General features: G+C 68.2%; 15 protein-coding genes and 1 pseudogene. 10 read left to right on the forward strand and 6 right to left on the reverse strand.

What is annotated here, in order from left to right:
* A pseudogene (locus J0695_RS06480) lies at positions 1-275 on the reverse strand (RICIN domain-containing protein); the annotation flags it as partial.
* A gap of 228 nt (positions 276-503) precedes the next feature.
* On the opposite strand from J0695_RS06480, the gene J0695_RS06485 reads away from it, so the two are divergent.
* A complete protein-coding gene (locus J0695_RS06485) occupies positions 504-1799 on the forward strand; it encodes an ROK family transcriptional regulator (protein WP_206960873.1) in 1296 nt (431 codons plus the stop codon).
* 100 nt (positions 1800-1899) lie between these two features.
* Here J0695_RS06485 and J0695_RS06490 read toward each other — a convergent pair whose 3' ends face one another.
* Both J0695_RS06490 and J0695_RS06495 read right to left on the reverse strand, forming a co-directional pair.
* Positions 1900-4056, reverse strand: coding sequence for an RICIN domain-containing protein (locus J0695_RS06490; RefSeq protein ID WP_206960874.1), 2157 nt, complete (start codon positions 4054-4056; stop codon positions 1900-1902).
* Positions 4057-4181: 125 nt separating this feature from the next.
* Complete coding sequence (locus J0695_RS06495) at positions 4182-5564, reverse strand: ricin-type beta-trefoil lectin domain protein (RefSeq protein ID WP_206960875.1); 1383 nt, start codon at positions 5562-5564, stop codon at positions 4182-4184.
* 608 nt (positions 5565-6172) lie between these two features.
* Here J0695_RS06495 and J0695_RS06500 point away from each other — a divergent pair.
* Positions 6173-6469 carry a hypothetical protein gene (locus J0695_RS06500; RefSeq protein ID WP_206960876.1) on the forward strand — a complete coding sequence of 99 codons (297 nt, stop codon included), beginning with the start codon at positions 6173-6175 and terminating at the stop codon, positions 6467-6469.
* 446 nt (positions 6470-6915) lie between these two features.
* Positions 6916-7731: a hypothetical protein gene (locus J0695_RS06505; RefSeq protein WP_206960877.1), complete on the forward strand. Its 816-nt coding sequence runs from the start codon at positions 6916-6918 to the stop codon at positions 7729-7731.
* 59 nt (positions 7732-7790) lie between these two features.
* Here the strand turns inward: J0695_RS06505 and J0695_RS06510 are convergent, their stop codons facing one another.
* Entirely contained in the window at positions 7791-8516 is a 726-nt protein-coding gene (locus J0695_RS06510) for a hypothetical protein (RefSeq protein ID WP_307798452.1), read from the reverse strand.
* 346 nt (positions 8517-8862) lie between these two features.
* On the opposite strand from J0695_RS06510, the gene J0695_RS06515 reads away from it, so the two are divergent.
* From J0695_RS06515 to J0695_RS06525, 3 genes are all read left to right on the forward strand, one after another.
* Positions 8863-9954, forward strand: a complete 1092-nt coding sequence (locus tag J0695_RS06515) for a hypothetical protein (protein ID WP_206960879.1) — start codon at positions 8863-8865, stop codon at positions 9952-9954.
* Between the two features lie 164 nt (positions 9955-10118).
* Entirely contained in the window at positions 10119-10985 is an 867-nt protein-coding gene (locus J0695_RS06520) for a DUF3592 domain-containing protein (protein WP_206960880.1), read from the forward strand.
* A gap of 369 nt (positions 10986-11354) precedes the next feature.
* Positions 11355-11825: a DIP1984 family protein gene (locus J0695_RS06525; RefSeq protein WP_206960881.1), complete on the forward strand. Its 471-nt coding sequence runs from the start codon at positions 11355-11357 to the stop codon at positions 11823-11825.
* Positions 11826-12055: 230 nt separating this feature from the next.
* On the opposite strand, the gene J0695_RS06530 is transcribed toward J0695_RS06525, so the two are convergent.
* Complete coding sequence (locus J0695_RS06530; RefSeq protein ID WP_242552297.1) at positions 12056-12514, reverse strand: Ig-like domain-containing domain; 459 nt, start codon at positions 12512-12514, stop codon at positions 12056-12058.
* A gap of 63 nt (positions 12515-12577) precedes the next feature.
* Here J0695_RS06530 and J0695_RS06535 point away from each other — a divergent pair, with 63 nt between their 5' ends.
* Positions 12578-13618 carry a sigma-70 family RNA polymerase sigma factor gene (locus J0695_RS06535; protein ID WP_277989947.1) on the forward strand — a complete coding sequence of 347 codons (1041 nt, stop codon included), beginning with the start codon at positions 12578-12580 and terminating at the stop codon, positions 13616-13618.
* A 161-nt stretch (positions 13619-13779) separates the two neighbouring features.
* On the opposite strand, the gene J0695_RS06540 is transcribed toward J0695_RS06535, so the two are convergent.
* Positions 13780-14187 carry an SgcJ/EcaC family oxidoreductase gene (locus J0695_RS06540; RefSeq protein ID WP_206960884.1) on the reverse strand — a complete coding sequence of 136 codons (408 nt, stop codon included), beginning with the start codon at positions 14185-14187 and terminating at the stop codon, positions 13780-13782.
* Between the two features lie 595 nt (positions 14188-14782).
* On the opposite strand from J0695_RS06540, the gene J0695_RS06545 reads away from it, so the two are divergent.
* From J0695_RS06545 to J0695_RS06555, 3 genes are all read left to right on the forward strand, one after another.
* Positions 14783-15784 carry a DUF6192 family protein gene (locus J0695_RS06545; RefSeq protein WP_206960885.1) on the forward strand — a complete coding sequence of 334 codons (1002 nt, stop codon included), beginning with the start codon at positions 14783-14785 and terminating at the stop codon, positions 15782-15784.
* Positions 15785-15885: 101 nt separating this feature from the next.
* A complete protein-coding gene (locus J0695_RS43715; protein WP_242552292.1) occupies positions 15886-16194 on the forward strand; it encodes a hypothetical protein in 309 nt (102 codons plus the stop codon).
* Between the two features lie 39 nt (positions 16195-16233).
* Entirely contained in the window at positions 16234-17100 is an 867-nt protein-coding gene (locus J0695_RS06555) for an IS5 family transposase (RefSeq protein WP_206960886.1), read from the forward strand.
* Positions 17101-17107 lie beyond the last annotated feature (7 nt).

The following is a 17107-nucleotide window of genomic DNA, read 5'->3' on the forward strand; positions in this document are numbered from 1 at the left end:
GTGTAGAACGTCCACTTGCGCGGGTCGTTCGCCCCGTACAGGGAGTGGGCCGACTGGTAGTAGAACGCGCCGTTCTTGTCGATGTACGTCGCGGACGGGGTGTCGTCGGGGTTGGTCCAGGGGCCCTTGGCGCCGATGGAGACGGTGAAGTCGCCGGGGGAGGGGGCCCGGGCGGAGTCCGAGGCGGAGGCCGGGGCGGTGGCCAGTGCGCCGAACAGGACGGCGGCAGTGGCGGCGAGCGCGCCGGCGGTCCTCGTTCTGGTACGGAATGACACTGATACTCCTCTCTTGCCTGGGCTGCCTGTCGGACAGGGGAGGAGCCCAGGGCGGGGGTGGAGGTGCGGAGTGCAGAGGCAGAGCGACATGCCAATTAGTTTGGATAGAATCCTAATTAACTCAAAGGCTGTCAAGACAGATGACGAAGATCGTCCCGCCTCTGATGCCCGCGCCCCCGGCTTGGCATCATGAAGGTGCGGACAGCCCCGCCCAGAGATGAGGACGCAGTGACCGACCTTCGTGCGGCGACTCCTATGTACGCCGCCTCCGCCGGTCCCTCCCGGTCCCGGGACCGAGGGTCCATCCGGCGCACCAACCTCGGTGTGGTGCTGCGGATCCTGCGGGACTCCGGCCCTCGCTCACGCGCACAGATCGCCGTCGACACCGGCCTGCCCAAGCCGACCGTCACCACGCTCGTCGCCGAACTGGTCGCCCACGGCCTGATCAGCGAAGGATCCGCACAGCGCGAGGGCGCCGTGGGCCGCCCCGGCACCCTGGTCCGGATCGACGGCCGCGGACTCTGCGGCATCGGCGTGGAGATCAGCACCAGTTACGTCCAGGTCCTCGCCCTCACCCTGAGCGGCGACACAGTCCACCAGCACCGCGTCGCCGTCGCGGTCGCCGAGGCGGGTGAGGAGGAAGTCCTCGACCTCACCGCACAGGCGATCCGCGCCTCCCTCACCGCGCTCGGCCGCGACGGCATCCGCCCCGTAGGCCTCACGCTCGCGGTGCCCGGCGTCATCGACACCGCCGCAGGCACCGTCGAGTACGCGTCCGCCATCGGCTGGCGCGGAGTGGCGGTCGCCGACGGACTCCGCCGGCGCCTGGAGCAGAGGTTGCCGCGTCTCGCCGTCGAGAACGACGCCAAGCTCGGCGCCCTCGCCGAGTACGTACAGGCGCAGGGTTCGGACGTGCACGACATGGTGTGCATCACCGGCGAGCGCGGCATCGGCGCCGGCATCATCAGCGACGGCCGGCTGCTGCGCGGGTCCACCGGATTCGCCGGCGAGGTCGGCCACATGCCCCTCGACCCGGAGCGCCGCCCATGCGCCTGCGGCCGGCGCGGATGCTGGGAGGCGATGGTCGGGCTGGACGCGATCCTGCGGCTGGCCGCCGCCGACGACGACTGGATCCACGACCCGGCCGTCGAGCTGGAGAGCCGCCTGGAGGAGCTGCGCCGCCGCGCGCTTGACGGTGACGCGCGCACCCGCGAGGCGCTGGCGCGCGTGGCGGAGGACCTTGGGCTGGGCGTCGCCCTGCTGGCCGACGTACTCAATCCCCGGGTGGTGGTCCTCGGCGGATACTTCACCCACATCGGACAGCTCATGCTGGACCGTGTCCGGGAGGTGGTCCGCGAGCGGGTGATGGCGCCGGACGCCGGCGGGTGCGAAGTGCGGCTCTCCGAGCTGGGATTCGCGGCCGCGGCCCGTGGCGGCGCCTATCTCGCGCTCGACGCGGTCTACCAGGACCCGGCACGATTCGAGGAGTTCGGAGAGGCAGTCCGTCAGAGCGCGAGTACCTGAAACGGCGTCGCCACCGTGCCGGCCCGGGCGGCGGGTGATGCCGCCCGGGCGGGCCCAGATCTGCCGGCGTACGTCTGCCGATCGACTTTTTCCGTGCAGGTTACGGATAGTTGGTGAGGTAGGCGACGTTCGTACTGGAGTTGGACGGCCCTCCGGTGCTGTTGATGATGTGGCTGATGGTGCCGACACCGCCCAGCGAGACGGTCACCATGTCGTGGAACTTGACCCCCGACACGTTCGGCACCTCGAAGGCGCGATCGGCGACCACGCTCGAGTTGGCGCTGAAGTAGCAGTAGCTGCCCAGCCCCCACGCCTCGTGGCTGGTGACGGAGGAGGCGACCTTGTAGGCGGGATAGCCCTTCCCGGTGCCGTTCATCCAGGAGGCCTGGTTCGGCGGGTCGTAGGGCATCTCGTTCTGGAAGAAGTACGTTCTGCCGCCGTTGCCGTTCCAGATGACCTGCGTCTTCTGGAAATGCTCGACGAACAGGCCGTACGCGGTCACGTTGGCGCCGTTGACCACCAGCCCGGTGTCCGCCGTGTTGGCGGTCCAGCCGACCGTGCCGCCGTTGCCGTGGTCGGCCCGCCAGATCCAGGTGTGGTCAATGATCGTGTTGGCGCTGTTGATCACCAGCGAGTTGGTCGCCTTGCCGACGGTGGCGCCGCCGATCCGGATGAAGACGTCGGACAGCTGCGTCGGGTCGGCCGCGTGGGCGGCGGACGAACCGGACGGGCCGATCTGCACCAGCGTCTGGGAGTTGGTGGTGCCCGCGTCGACCAGCAGGCCCGCCAGCTCGATGCCGTCCACATCGGCGGTGCTGATCGCGGTGATCCCGCCGTCCGGCACGAAGGTGGCCAGGCCCATGCCCAGCACCACCGTGTCGGGGCGCGTGATGTTGATCGTCTGGTTGAGGTGGTAGACGCCCGGGGTGACCAGCAGGTTCTTGCCCGCCGCGAGTGCTGAGTTCATGTCGGCCGCGGTGGCGCCGGGCTTGACGATGTAGAACTGGTCGATCGGCAGGGACTTGCCCGCCGGGGTCTTCCCGCTCCAGGTGGTGCCGACGGCGTTGGACTGCAGCCCGGGCACGAACACCTGGTAGGCGCCCGCGCTGTCGACGTACAGGAACGGCTTCTCACGGATCGTCGGCGAGCTGGCGACATTGGTGTACGTCGGGAAGGACTGGGCGGGCGCGCCCTGGTCGCCGACGAAGACCATGTTCCAGTTGGAACCGGACCAGCTGCCCATCTGGGAGTTACGGGTGAGGAACTGCTGCTGGGAGCCGGACTGGATCTGCCCGTCGACCTTGGTGTCGGAGATGAAGCCGCCGCTGGACCAGCCGCCGTCGTCGAGCGCGAGGTTGCCGCGCACGTGCATGCGCCGGTACGGGGCGGCCTGGGAGACGGCCCAGCGGTCGGTGCCGCCCGTGGGGTTGACCGACAGGTTCTCGGCGTCGCGCCAGAAGTTCTGGGTGGCGTTGCCCTGGAACCAGTCGGCCTCCGCGTGCACGGCACCGTTGATGGTCACGTTGTCCGGTGAGAAGCCCAGGCCGGCGACCTGCGTGTAGAAGCCGACGTTGGCGTTGGCGCTGTAGGTACCGGGCTTGAACAGCAGGGCCTGGCGGGCCGAGCCGAACTGGTTGGTCTGCTGCTGGGCGAAGACCGAGTCCAGTTTGGACTGGATGCTGGAGGCCGACATCGACGGGTCGAACACCGTCACGTTGGGGCCGAAGTCCGGAGTGCCCGGCGGGTTCGTGGTGCCGCCGCCCAGGGTGAAGGACTGCGCGGCGGTGCCGTTGCAGGTGTACTGCGCCAGCTGCACGCTGTCCGCGGTGGAGGCGGCGGGGAGGTCCAGGCACTTCCCGCTGTTGCGGTTGACGAAGTGGTAGGCGCCGTCTGTCTCGGCGACGGGCTGCCACTGCTGGTTGTTGCCGCTGGAGTACGTCCACAGCTGGACGGGTGCGGAATCGGCGGTGGATACGCCGGTGACGTCCCAGGCCTTTGTGCCGTCCAGATTGCTGTTCACGCGGTAGTAGCCGCCGCTGGTGGCGACCAGTTGCCAGTTCTGGGCGGTGCTGCCGTTGCACGCGTACTGCTGGACGGCGGTGCCGTCGGCACTCGCGGCCGAGCGGGCGTCGACACACTTGCCGCTGCCCTTGTTGACCACGGTGGTGTACCCGGTCGGTATCGCGGCGGCCGCAGCGGTCTGCGCGCTCGCCGAGCTCTGCGAGGCGAACTCGATGCCGGTCACGGTGGTCGCCACGAGCGCGAACAGGGTCAGAATCCTTGGTATCCGGTGATGGCCGGACAGTCGCTTCCGTCTGAGCGTGGATCTGGGCACGGATTTCTCCTGTGGTGATCGGTGGGGGGAGGGGCGGAGTGCGTCCGTCAGCCGGTGTACTGGGCGAAGACGTTGGTGAACTGCCAGTTGCTCTGGGACACGCCCGAGCAGCTGTCGGCGACGCCGCCGGTGCAGGGGCGATCCCGGTTGACCGACCAGAACGTCAGCCGCGCCAGATGGTGCTGCTGCGCGTACGCGAGGATGGTCTGGAAGTCGGCGACGGTGACCGTTTCGTTCTGGTCGGTGATCCCGTTCATGGAGGAGATGCCCATGTCCCGGTACGCCTGGTCGTCGGTGTAGCCGTAGGCGTTCTTGAGGGCCGTCTTGAGGCCCTCGGCGGCCCGCTGGGTGAGCGTGCCCATGTTCTGCCCCGCGCCGCCGAAGTCGAACGGCATGATCGTCCAACTGTCCACACTCAGACCGGAGTTCGCGGCCCGGTTGATGAGGCTCGTGTCGGGGCCCGACTGCCCCGTGCCGATGGTGACGTACACCTTGATGCCCGGGTTGCTGGCCTTGACGGTCTTGAGCGCGTCCACGGTGCGCTGCTGGACCGTCGGATTGCTGTACGCGTCGGCCTCGATGTCGATGTCGATCGCCTTCAGCCCGTACGCGTTGATGACCTTCTGGTACGCGCCCGCCAGCTCCCCGGCGCTGGAGCAGGAGCTCTCCAGCTTGTTGCCGCTGTAGCCGCCGAAGGACGGGATGATGTCGCCGCCGTTCGCCCGCACCGTGGTGACCGTCTGCTGGTCGACGCCGCCGGTCAGCGCACGGCCGCCGTCCCACTGCGGATTGCAGTAGCCGTTGCTGAGCACGAAGGCGAGGGTGAACCACTTGACGCCGGTCGCGTTCATGACCGTGGTCGGGCTCGGCGGGTTGCCCCAGCCGTTGTAGAGGTACGGGGCGACGGCCATCGGCGAGGCGGGAGTCGTGCCGCCACCGGTGGGCGCGGTCCACTTCTGGTTGGCGGCTCCGGTGCAGGTCCAGATCTGTACAGGGGTGGCGTTCGCCGAGGTGTTGCCGGTGACGTCGGCGCACTTGTTGGACTGGGGGTTGACGATGTCGCGGGCTGCGGAGACCGACCACTTCTGATTGGCGCCGCCCGAACAGTCCCACAGCTGGAGCCTGGCCCCGTTAACCGTGGAATTTCCGGTGACGTCGAGGCACTTGCCGAGAGCCTTGATCGTCCCGTCGGATCCGACCGTCCACTGCTGGGCGGCGGTGCCGTTGCAGTCGTAGAGCTGTACGGCCGTGCCGTTCGCGGAGCTCGCCCCGGCCACGTCGAGGCACTTGCCCGCCAGGCCCGTGATGGTGCCGGTGGCGGCGGAGGCGGGTGCGGCGCCGAAGACACCGGCGGAGAACGCGAGCAGCGCGGTGGTGAGCGCGCCGCGTATCACGGTGGAACGCGTGAGGGACGGTCTGAGTCCGGTCATCGGAGGATCACAGCCCTTCATGGGAGGCCGGCGATGGGGGTGTGCTCGGTGTTGATCCTGCGTACGGAGTCGCACAGTTGTTCATACTGATGAACAGCGAGTGCACTGGTGAAACTGTGGCGAGCAGGAACCTAAAGGTCTGCACCAAAGCCGTCAAGAGCTGAAACCAAGAAGGGTGCAAAAAGGGCTGCGCTCGCAAGGAGTTGAACGTACGGAGACCCCCGGGAACACCTTGAGAGCCGCAACGCCTGGTGAGGCAGGGCATGTTGCGGGCTGAACGGCATCTGGCCGGGTGCCCGCTGATCGCGATGCGCCCGGGTATGCCGTGCTCGTTGCGCACCGCCGGCAGTGAGCCGGCGGGCTCGCTGGTCAGTAGGTATGGCTGGAGTGCATTGAGGCGCGACGGCGCTTCCCGGGGTGGCGAACAGGCGCGGCAACGGACTGCCGACAGGTTGAACACACTCGTGCGGCAGCACACTCTTGGCGCAGCCGTTCCGGCTGTGCAGGCAACAAGGGGGCGCGGAATGCAGCAGTCAGAGGACAAGCTCAGGTGGGCGATTCATTCACGTGGATCGTGACCACTGCTCAGGGACGATCGTTCACCGGCCATGAAGAAGATCATGACCATTGCGGTGCTGGTAGCGTCCACTCTGGCCCTTGCCGGCCAGGCGCAAGCTGCTGCCGCGCCAGTGCCTGATTTCCGCGGCCAGTCCGCCGCGGCCGTCCTGCAATCTGTCGATGCCGGGACGAACGTCGAGATGACGGACCTGAGCGGGTCCCAGCGTCCTGTGCAGTGGCCTGCGCAGTGGAAGGTTTGCACCCAATCACCAGCCCCGGGCGAGGCCATGACCAACGCGGTCAGCGTCGGTGTGGTCAAGACGGCCGAGGACTGCCCCACACAGTAGGAGGGGTCGCAGACAGTACGACACAGTGGCCGACTCGGATCACTCCGTCGTAACCGGTCTGGTTCGGACAATGGCCGGGGGTGCGGGCGAGCGCGCCCCCGGCCATTCGACGAGGAGGGTCAGGACGGCTTTGGCGCCGTCGCCTGACCCCGACCACCACTTCAGAGGATCCGCACCCAAGCCGAATGCGCCGGTCCCAGCGACTCGTTGATGTTGCGAGGGTCGCGACGGCCTCGGAGCGGGTGGCAAGTCCTGTCCCGTGGCGGGCACTCTGCGGCGCTTACGCCCGCTGACTCCGCAGTCGCCGGAGTGCCTCCGCCGGCAGATCGTCCACTCGAACGCGGCCAGTCGGTCGGCGGGGGAGCCGTGGTCAATGCGGTTATGGATCTGGGTGTCGCCTGCCACCGTTCCCGTGTGCTCCAGCTGCCAGGTCATAGCCTCCGGACATGAGTTCCGAAATGTCCTTTGAGTGGGACGGCCGACCGGATGGGGAAGAGCGGCTGTCGAACGAACTGTTCGCAGCAGTCGGCAGGCCTGCTCCGGATCTGACCGAAGGCGAGCACCGGCCCCGCACCGTCGGCTCGGCTGTGGCACGCCGCAACGGTGCGCTGCTGGGCTGGGCATGGGTGTTTGAGGAGGAGCCGGCAGGCGCGCGGGCCGCGCATGTGCAGGCACTTTACGTGCCACGCGAGGCCCGCCGTATCGAAACCGGCCACTCCGACCTGCTCCCGCCGTCTGCCGAGGAGTCCGAAATGGTCGAGGGGCTGTACCGACGGGCGGCCCAAGAAGCTCGTACCGCCGGCTACCTCCTCCTGCGGTGGAGCGGTCCGGACACCGGTCCCGACGGACAGGCCGCGACCGCACTCGACGCCCACGGACACAGCGAATACGCCCGTACCTGGAGTGTCCGACCGGCCACCTGGCGGCCCCCTGCGGACCTGCCCGAAGTACAGATCCGGCAACCTGCTGCACCGAGCCTCACACTGGCGACGTCGGACGCCGAAGTCTCGGCCGGCATCTACGGGACCGCGGCCCACATCAACGCTGGCGAGTCGATCCACCACCAGAACGCCGACCCGCGCGCAGTCGCCGCACTCATCGTGGAACTCGTCAGCCGCCTGAAACGCAACCACCCCCAGGTCACCGAACTGACCATCTGGGAATTCGACGACGCCACCGAGCTGCGCCAAGCACTGTCACTGGCCGGCCTGCACATCACCGCACGCCACATGAAGTACGAGTTCCCGCTCACATCCGCATGACCGAACAAGCCCACACGAACCTGAGCAGCTGCATCTCAATGAGGCGCCGCCGATCGTGGTCACCGCGCGCAGACCGGTCCTTGCACCCCTCCCGGGCCTGAGCGCAGCAGCCGGAGAAACGCCTTCAGACCGGTGATGATCTCTTCGTTGTCGGTGAGCCGGTCCACTGTCTGCTCGAACTGTTTTGCCAGCGCGGTGAATCGGTCATCGGCTGCATCGGCCCGCTGATAGGCCGTGTTCGTCAAGGCATCGCGAGCACGGCGCAATTCGGCCAGGGCCCGGTACTGCTCCTCTGCCTTGTCCTCCAGGATCCGCATGCCGGCCAGGACGTGCTCGACCTGCGCCCTCAGCTCGACCACGTCGTCGCGGGGGTACTTCACGTCCCGGAGCAGCAGACCAAGGCGTCGCCTGAGCTGCTCGAAGTAGGCTCCTGCAGGCCGGAAGGCGGTGCTCAGCAGAAAGAACCCCGCGCACCAGTAGCCGATGACTCGTCCGGCCGCCAGGCCGGCGGCCAGCACGAGGGCGGCCGTGACCACGTGGCCCGCGACGGCGACCCGCAGCATCATGCGGGCGATCCGCTGGGCCTCGACATCGCGTTCCGCGGCGACGCTAAGACCCTTCTCCCTGCTGAGCGCGATCTCCGCCAGGACCGAATGCGCCCGGAAGCAGAGGTTCCATGGCGCGGTCAGCAGGAGCAGCAACCACAACAGTCCAAGGACCGCGGCCCCCGCGCCCAGTACGACCTCGGGCGGCGCCCCCACGGCGTACGCGATCACCAGCGCCACGACCGTCGCCCCCGCAACCGCGAACGCACCCACGACTTTCCCCATGCCGCCTCCCCGACGCCCACTGCTGCGGTCATGGTCTCGCCGGTGAAGGAGTACGGCATGAGTACCGCTACTCAGATCGATGCGAGCCGCCCCGGCGGTATCCCCGCCCCACGCCGCGCACCTGTCACAACCTGCACCCGCTGCCGCACCTCGATGCCACTTCCGCAAGTGCGGACAGGGCGTTGACTCGGGATGCGATCCCATCGAAGGTGAACTGCGCTGTGAGCAGTGCGGATGTGGTCCCACGGAAGGTCACCCGGAGATCTACCGGCCGTCACCCGGGCCCGGCACAATCACCCGTATGACGATCACCGCGGGCCCGCTGCCCACGCGCACCACTCCCGGCGCCCTCGCGGGAGGGTTTCTGACGGGTGGTGTGATCGGGACGTCGCTGGCCGCTTTCGTCGTCGGCTGCATCATCGAAAGCCTGCCGCTGTGTTTCGCGGGACTGGGTCTGTCCGTGGTCTATGGCCTGCTGTTCTTCCTCGCCGGTGTGCCGCGGCGGCTCAGGGAGGCGGCCGTCGTACCCCGTACGGCTCTCGCGATGATCGAGAGCCTTGAGGCCGTCGGGGGTGAGGCGACGAGCGACATAGCGGTGCGGTTCGATATCACCGTCGCGCCGAACGACGCGTCGGCGTACCGCGTCGAGTTCACGCAGAACATCAACCTCGCCGATCTGCCCGACTACCGGCCGCGTGGGGTCCTGGTGGTCGAGTACCCGCCGGACCGGCCGTGGCGGGTGAGGATCGTGAAGCGGCCGACACCTGAGTGGGAGGACCGGGCGGCCGGGGCCCGCCTCGACTCGGTGCCAGGCCCGGCCATGGTGAGCGAGACACCGGGGGGCTGCGCCCTCGGATTCCTTACGCTCCTCGGCCTGTTGCTCGGCGCGGCCGTCGTGATCCTGCTGTTCCGCGCGGACCTGTTCGCCCAGGACGCCTCCGCGCGGCCGCCCTCCTCCGCTCGGCCGTCGGTCTCCTCCACGTCGTCGACCACGGTGGTGTCGTCGGCGTCCGCCACAGTCGCCCTCGGGCCGGACCAGTCGTTTCTCGACAAGGGAGAACTGCGCCGGGCCATCGACGCCCTCACCAAGGGCAAGGGCACGCGCCCGGCACTCACCGTCGTCGTGCAGGAACGCCTGCTGTCGGTGGTGTTCGCGCCCACCGGCACGCAGGCCCCTCAGTTCGACCCGCGTTCCCTGCCCTACGCACGCTTCCCCGCCCTGGTCGATGAGGCCACCACCCTCGGTGTCCGTTCCCCGCAGACCTGGCAGATCACCGCCTACCGCCTCACCGGTTCCCTCACCATCAGGGTCGGCGTGACCGGCGCCGACGGTGCGGCTTCGCTGGAGGCGGACGGACGGGGCAAGGTGGTGCGGCGCACCCCGGCACGCTGACCGCAGGACTTGGCCGTATCCGCAGGCGAACAAGCGCCCCTGCTGCGCCAAGCCGCAGCGCTTCGAGGTGACCGTGCTTCGTCGTCGACCGACCTTCCGCACCCTGCTCCGGGCCGGCAGCGGTGTGCTCGGCAGGGGGCCCAAGAGTGGCAGGAGAAGGACATATGGGCTGGCACGGATATCTGGTGTTGTGGTGCGCGGCGTTCGGCACGATGGCGCTACTGGGATACGGCATGTCGCTGGCCGGGGTGACCCGGGCCCAGCGCACGGTCCGGGTCATGGGACGGATCGAGCGGGTAAGGGAACCCCGGCAGGGAAGCTCCCAGCGCGACGGGATACCCGTGGTCGTCTCCTTCCACGACCCGTCCACCGGGCAGGAGTTCACCGTGACCAACGACGGTGAGCACGGCGACCGGATCTCCACTGCCTGGACGGGCCGGGAGATCGGCGTCCGCTACCCGCGCGGGAGACCGCACGCCTATCGGTTCACCATCGACCTCTGGGCAAACCGGCACGGCCGCGCATGGCCGAACTTCGCCGTTTTCCTGGTGTACGCCGGGCTGGTGGCAGTCGCCGCGATCGACTGGGGCTGGCCGTGGGCCCTGCTCGGCTCCGGCGTGCCCTGGACCGTATCCGGCGCTTGCTACGTGCCCCAGAACGCACGTGCGGCGAGCCGACGTATCGCGGCGCTGACCTCCCGGACCGCCGTTGAGGGCCGTGTCATCGCGGTACTCACGGACACCAGTACCGACGACGATGGCCACACCTCCACCAGCCACACGCCGGTCGTCGCCTTCACCACCCACGAGGGCACGTCGGTCACCGCCTACTGCGCCGATGGTCTGCCGGACCCGACGAACTCGTACGGCAGGGACGTCACGATCCACTACACGCCCGACGACCCGGCCGTCTTCACCCCGGACCTCGCGTCCGAACACCGTTCCCGCACATCCGAGATGGTCTTCAGCGTCGTAGCCCTGATCATCGGAGTGTCGGCGGTCGCCGTGGGAGCGGTCGCAGTCGCGCGGTGAAGCCCGCCAGGTGGTGTGTGGTGATGGTCCTCGCGAACGACCTTCAGGCCATCCGGGCCATGGGACGGGCTCCCATGGCCCAGCCATCGAAGTGACCCCGCGGATCGGTGTGTTGGAGGTGACCGAGGAGGCCGGGGCCCGGCGGCCGCTGGGGCCCGGCGGCCGCTGACGCCGACCTCGTTTCGCTACGCCCGGGCCATGCGGTCAGCGGTGTGGCGCAGCTGGGCCAGGCACAAGCTGACGCATTCGATGGCGGAGGTGGCGTCGTAGTTCAGCAGCAGGTACCCGGCGAGCGAAAGAAACCCGGTGTGTTCAGCGGGTTCGTATCCGTATGCTTCTGCCGGAATTACGAGGACTGGAGGTGGGACAGTGAAGCTTGCTGAGGCACTGGCGGAACGCGCAGAAGCGACGCGTCGGGTGGAACAACTGCGAGCGCGCGTCGTCAGCAGTGCGCGGTACCAGGAAGGCGAGACGCCCGCCGAGAATGCGGCCCAATTGCTGGCCGAAGCCGGGGAGGTGCTGCACAGCCTCGAAGCACTGATCCGCCGGATCAACCGGACCAACGCCGCGGCGGATATGGGCCAGGACGGCACACTTACCGATGCGCTCGCGCGCCGCGATGTGCTGCGGCTGCGTCACTCGGTGGTCACCGCGGCGGCGGATGCGGCAGCGGGTACGGGCGAGCGCGGGTACGGTCGGCAACTCCGGTCCGAGCTCATGATGCTCTCCGCGCTTCCGGTCGCGGAACTGCGCGGTCAGGCTGATGTGCTCGCACGAGAGATCCGCGAGATTGATGTGCGGATCCAGCGTACGAACTGGGAGGTTGACCTGCTGGACTGAGCAGTGCCGGCAGAGTTCGGCGATGTGGAGCAGGTAGTCGTTTCGGAGGCGTGCACACACCGAGGGCCGGCGGTTTCCCGTCCCACTCCTGGCGCGTGAAGAGCAACGCGGGGGTTCGACTCCCCATCAACAGTGCAGCTCAGCACCGCGTACAGGTAAAAGTGCACAGTGCACAGCACATCACCACGTGTAGATCCGGAACGGTGAGGGCGGGTTCGGGGTTTCCCACATCACCACAAGACAGACCGTTGGCACCCTGCGGCGCCGGTGGCGGACTCCTTCAGCGTGACGGTGGCGGTGGACAGCGAGGCCGCGTCGACGCCGGTGCCGATCAGCGGCAGATCGGCCACGATGCTGCTGGTCGGCGGTACTCCGGTCGCGGTGTTCGCCGGGGTCACGGCGCTGACCTGCGGATGGGCCGAGGCGTCCGCCAGCGGGGCGATCGCGACGTATCGATCTTCGTATTGGAGCCGCGTACGGGTTCGCTCGGCTGTGGTCACCCGCTCGGATGCCTCATCCAGCCAGCGTTGCGCCACGTCGGTCGCGTCTTGGAGCTTTTCCGGAGTGGAGGCAATCAGTTGCCTCGCCTTCCACCATTCGGCGGCGAAGGCCACCTGTCGAGTCGCGTCCTCGAAGGCCAGTTGGCGGCGGCCCGCCCGTGACCGGCGCATCCGCCGGTCCTGCAGCATCAGGCTCACCACTCCAGTAGCCGCGGTCACCACCGGGACCAGCACAACCCGCTTCACGCCGAGATGCCGAATGCGGGCCCTTGGCCTTGCGATATTGTCGCTGCAGCTGTGGCACCGGAAAGGCAGGGGACGATGGCGCCCGACGCAGAGGATTTCGACCAGCAGATCAACGCGTTCCGGTCGGAGCTCCTGGCGCACTGCTATCGGATGCTGGGATCGGTCCAGGATGCTGAGGATCTGGTCCAGGACACCTACCTGCGGGCATGGCGGGCCCGGGACAAGTACGACCGGGAGCGGGCGTCAGTCCGTACGTGGCTGTACCGCATCGCGACGAACGTCTGCTTGACCGCGCTCGAGAGCCGGAGCAGGCGTCCCCTGCCGGCGGGTCTGGTGGCCCCGAGCGAGGACCCGTCCCTGCCGCTGGTGCGCGGTGAGGTGAGTTGGCTGCAGCCTTTGCCGGACGCACTGCTGGGGGCGGACCCGGGTATGGCCGCGATGGACCGCGGCTCGCTCCGGCTGGCGTTCGTCGCGGCGGTCCAGCACCTTTCGGCTCGTCAGCGGGGCGCGCTGATTTTGCGCGATGTCCTGGACTTCTCCGCGGCGGAGTCGGCAGAGATTCTTGGCATGTCGACGCCGGCGGTCAACAGCGCCCTGCAGCGCGCCCGGGGGCAACTGCGTGAGGCCGGAGCCCCCGAGGATCAGGTCGCCGAACCGTCCGAGCAGGAGGTACGCGTACGGATCGACCGGTTCGTCGAGGCCTTCGAGCGCGCCGACGTGGCCGCGATCAAGCAATTGCTGACCCACGACGTGGTGCTGGAGATGCCGCCGATGGTCAACTGGTTCATCGGCCGCGAGCACTACGGCACGTTCATGGACTGGGTCTTCTCGATGTGCAAGGACTGGCGGATGGTGCGGACCGCAGCCAACGGCCAGCCCGCGCTGGCGGCCTACTGGCGAGTCGAGGGCGGCGGCTACCACCTCCACACCCTGCAGGTGTTCACCGTCACCGCGGCCGGGATCAGCCGCAACACGGTGTTCCAGGACGCCGAGGTGTTCGCCGCCTTCGGGCTTCCGGAGGAGTTGACCGGGAGCCCCTCGCAGTAGCCGCCCCGGTACCCGTGCTCGGCCGTCCGGCAAGGCTGCGGCGCCTGCTGGGCCTGACGGCTGCACCGGCCGAATACCTCATCGACACTGGTGGGAGACTGCGCCCCGTCCTGACCGGACGGGGTGCAGTCTGCTCAGCGCGAACCCGTGAGGGGCATGTGTCAGCTCGGCACAACGGCCGGGCTGTTGTGGTAGGCCACGAGCAGCCAGGCGCCGTCACGCTTCTCCAGCACCCAGGTCGCGTACACGATGCGCTCGGCGGGTACTTCGGTCTCGCCCGGGAACTTGATGCCCGTTTCGCTCACGACGACCGCGGCCGTCTCGCCCAGGAAACGGATACTGTCCAGCTTGTCGATGCTCGTGCTGCCTTTGAGGATGGACGCGAAGCCGGCGGCCATGTTCTCGCGGATGTCCTCCTTGGACCTGCGGTAGGAGCCGGGCAGGATCGCGGTGGCATCGTCCCGGTAGTCCGCGACGAAGGCGTCGGCGTCGCCCGCGTCCCAGGCCTGGTAGACGCCTCCCAGGACACCCTTGATTGCGGCCTCGTCGTGCGATCGGGTCACGGTCATAGTTCTCTCCTCGTGGCGTGGTTTCCTCAGTAGGTGTTTTTGAACGCTGGTCGTGGGGTGTGTACGGCTGGATGATCGGGGTTGTGGGCTCTGACGGGACGGTTCGGCGGTATTGCCGGGAGTGTGGGGTTCCGCTGCCGCCGACGAAGTCGGCGGCAGCGGTGTTCTGTTCGGGCCGGTGCAGGTCACGGCGGTGGCGGAGGCTTGAGCGGGCCCGGCAGGCGGTGGTGCTGATGCTGCAAGGCGAGTCGGATCGCTGTCCGGTGTGCGGTACTTCGTGGACGGTGGGGGTGGAGCGGTCGCGGTCGGCGGTGTACTGCTCCGGGCGGTGCCGGGTGCGTGATTGCCGTCAGCGGCAGGCGTCGCGGAAGAGTGTTGCGGAAACACTTTCGCGCGACGCCTCATAGGCACCTGCTGTCACCTGGGGTTTTCGTGGGCTCGGGGGCGGTCTTCGAGTGCTTCGCGCGCCCCCTGTTTACGCTCTGCCCGCTTGTGTCGAGTCCGGGGGATCTTGGAGGCGGCCTGGGCGGCATGCTCGTGACCGGCTCCATCGGGGTGGCCGGCTTCTGCCCGGGGTGAAGGGGCGGTGGCCGTCATGGCGGAGAAGGTCGGGAACGTCACCAAGACTCGTTACGAACAACTTGTCGCCGAGGCCCGTGAGTTGATCTCGCAGGTTGCTCGGGCTCAGTTCCATCTCGGTGAGAAGGCCCTGGAGATCGAACCGATGAGGCCGGTGGGCGGCTCGATGCCGAACGGCACCGACGACCTGTTCACCGTCGAGGAATCGCTGCAGCTGTTCGCCGACGACATCGGGGTGGCGCGCTCTACGGTGGAGGACTGGCGCTGGACCGCGTCCCGCTGGCCGGCGGCGAAACGAAAAGAGGGGGTGTCCTTCACCGTTCACCGCATCCTGGCTTCGATCGTCGTGGACGAGGACCGGTGGGCGGCCATCGAGGACGTTCCCTTCAACCAGCGCACGGGCAAACGGCAGTGGACTCCGGACGCGGCGAAACGCCTGGTCGGTCAGCGGGTCGACCGGCCGGTGACGGTCGATGAGAAGGCCCAGGCCGTCGCTGACCTCACCCGGGACGAGGAGGTCGCCACGCTGGTGGCCGCGGACCTGTTCAAGCGTCCGGGACTTGCCGAGCAGGTCCCGGCGGAGGAGAAGGCGAGGGTGGTCGCGGAGTTCACCCGGGAGCCCGAGGTCGCGCAGAAGGTGACCGCTGATCTGTTGCGCCGGCCGGAAGTCGCCCGCTCCGCGATGCGGGACACGACGACCAGGATGCTGGTCAACCGGGCCCAGTTCGACAACTCCGAGGAGGTCAGGCAGACCATCCGTGAGCGGACGCCCGCGGTCCGCAAGATCGAGCACACCATCGAGTACCTGGACCTGGTCGGCTCCTGCCATTCCTATGTGTCCTCGCTGGGCCGGCTGGTGCCACGGCTACGCGATCAGGAGTTCACCGAGGACGAGCGCGAGACGGTGAGGCGTCAGATCGGCCGGGTGAGGGCTGCGGCCGACTGGCTCGAGGCAGCCCTGGAGTCGGGCGAGTTCACCTTCGATGACCAGCTCGCGCGCCTGTTGAAGGGCGAGTAGTCGTGCGCCGCACCGCGAGGCCGCTCTCTGAGCACTACGGCGACCTCGTCCGTGTCTCTCTGATGGAAGCCAGACCCGCCAGCCTGCACACCTACCAGCTCATGTCTGCCACCCGACTGAAGAAGTCGCAGGTCACCCGGGGTATCCGGCACATCCGCGATGTCTCCGCGGCCGAACACCTCACCCCGATCATCTGGACCCGCAAGGACGGCTACATGTTCTCCGACGACCCCGCGGACTGGATCGAATACGAGAAGAAGCAGCTCCGGACGGTCCTCGGCCGGCTCACCCGGATGATCACGGGGACGCTCGACCCGCACCTGGCCCGCAACCCTGACGACGAATGGGCCCAGCTCGCCATCGCCCAGCTCACCGGAGTCCGCGCGACCCTCGCCCAACTGGCCAAATAGCCCCAGCCGCCGCTTGATTCCTCCTTTGCCGAGCCCGCCATGACCCTGCCTTCGCGCCGTCGTCGCTATCCGTCCGACACGAGCCTTGCCGAGTGGCACCTGCTCGAGCCTTTGCTGCCCCTCCCGGCCTGCCAGACCAAGACGGGCGGGCACCCGGAGAAGTGGCCGCGGCGCGAGATCGTCGACGCGATTCGCTACATCGTCGACAACGGCGCGAAATGGCGGGCTCTGCCCGCGGACTTCCCGCCCTGGGAGACCGTTTATGGCTTCTACTGGCGGTGGAACCGGGCCGGAGTGATCATCTTCATCCGTGACCAGCTGAGACGCGCCATCCGCACCGTCAAGGGCCGCTGCCCGTTCCCGGTGACCGTGATCATCGACTCCCAGTCGGTCAAGGGGGCCTCCACCGTCGGCCAGGACAGCCGCGGTTACGACGCGGGCAAGAAGATCAACGGACGCAAGAGACACATCGTGGTCGACACCCTCGGCCTGCCCGTGATGATCACGGTGACACACGCCGGAGTCCGTGACGAGATCATCGCCCGCGACATCCTCTGGCGCCTGCGGCTCACCCACCCCCAGATCACCCAGGTCTGGGCCGACTCCGCATACGCCCGCGAGCTGCTGCCCGCCTGGAGTGCCGATCACCTGTGGATGTCACTGCGGCCAGTCCTGCGGCCCAAGGGCGCCAAGGGCTTCGTGATTCTGCCGAGGCGCTGGAAAGTTGAGCGTTCGATCGGCTGGATCATGAACGCCCGCCGCAACTGCCGGGACTACGAACGACTCCCGCAACACTCCGAAGCCCACCTGAACTGGGCATTCATGACTCTCATGACGCGGCGCCTGACCCGCAAAGGCCCCCGCACCGACAGCTGGACGAGGAAGCCCCGCCCCACCGACAGCTGACCGCCGT

The sequence above is a fragment of the Streptomyces beijiangensis genome (assembly GCF_017315755.1).
GTDB lineage: Bacteria > Actinomycetota > Actinomycetes > Streptomycetales > Streptomycetaceae > Streptomyces > Streptomyces beijiangensis.

Excerpts from the sequence above, each read along its gene's own strand:
- J0695_RS06540 (WP_206960884.1), bottom strand. The coding sequence starts at position 14,187 with ATGACCGTGACCCGATCGCACGACGAGGCCGCAATCAAGGGTGTCCTG.
- J0695_RS06505 (WP_206960877.1), top strand. The coding sequence starts at position 6,916 with ATGAGTTCCGAAATGTCCTTTGAGTGGGACGGCCGACCGGATGGGGAA.
- J0695_RS06500 (WP_206960876.1), top strand. The coding sequence starts at position 6,173 with ATGAAGAAGATCATGACCATTGCGGTGCTGGTAGCGTCCACTCTGGCC.
- J0695_RS43715 (WP_242552292.1), top strand. The coding sequence starts at position 15,886 with ATGTCTGCCACCCGACTGAAGAAGTCGCAGGTCACCCGGGGTATCCGG.
- J0695_RS06515 (WP_206960879.1), top strand. The coding sequence starts at position 8,863 with ATGACGATCACCGCGGGCCCGCTGCCCACGCGCACCACTCCCGGCGCC.
- J0695_RS06545 (WP_206960885.1), top strand. The coding sequence starts at position 14,783 with ATGGCGGAGAAGGTCGGGAACGTCACCAAGACTCGTTACGAACAACTT.
- J0695_RS06535 (WP_277989947.1), top strand. The coding sequence starts at position 12,578 with ATGCCGAATGCGGGCCCTTGGCCTTGCGATATTGTCGCTGCAGCTGTG.
- J0695_RS06530 (WP_242552297.1), bottom strand. The coding sequence starts at position 12,514 with ATGCTGCAGGACCGGCGGATGCGCCGGTCACGGGCGGGCCGCCGCCAA.
- J0695_RS06520 (WP_206960880.1), top strand. The coding sequence starts at position 10,119 with ATGGGCTGGCACGGATATCTGGTGTTGTGGTGCGCGGCGTTCGGCACG.
- J0695_RS06495 (WP_206960875.1), bottom strand. The coding sequence starts at position 5,564 with ATGACCGGACTCAGACCGTCCCTCACGCGTTCCACCGTGATACGCGGC.
- J0695_RS06555 (WP_206960886.1), top strand. The coding sequence starts at position 16,234 with ATGACCCTGCCTTCGCGCCGTCGTCGCTATCCGTCCGACACGAGCCTT.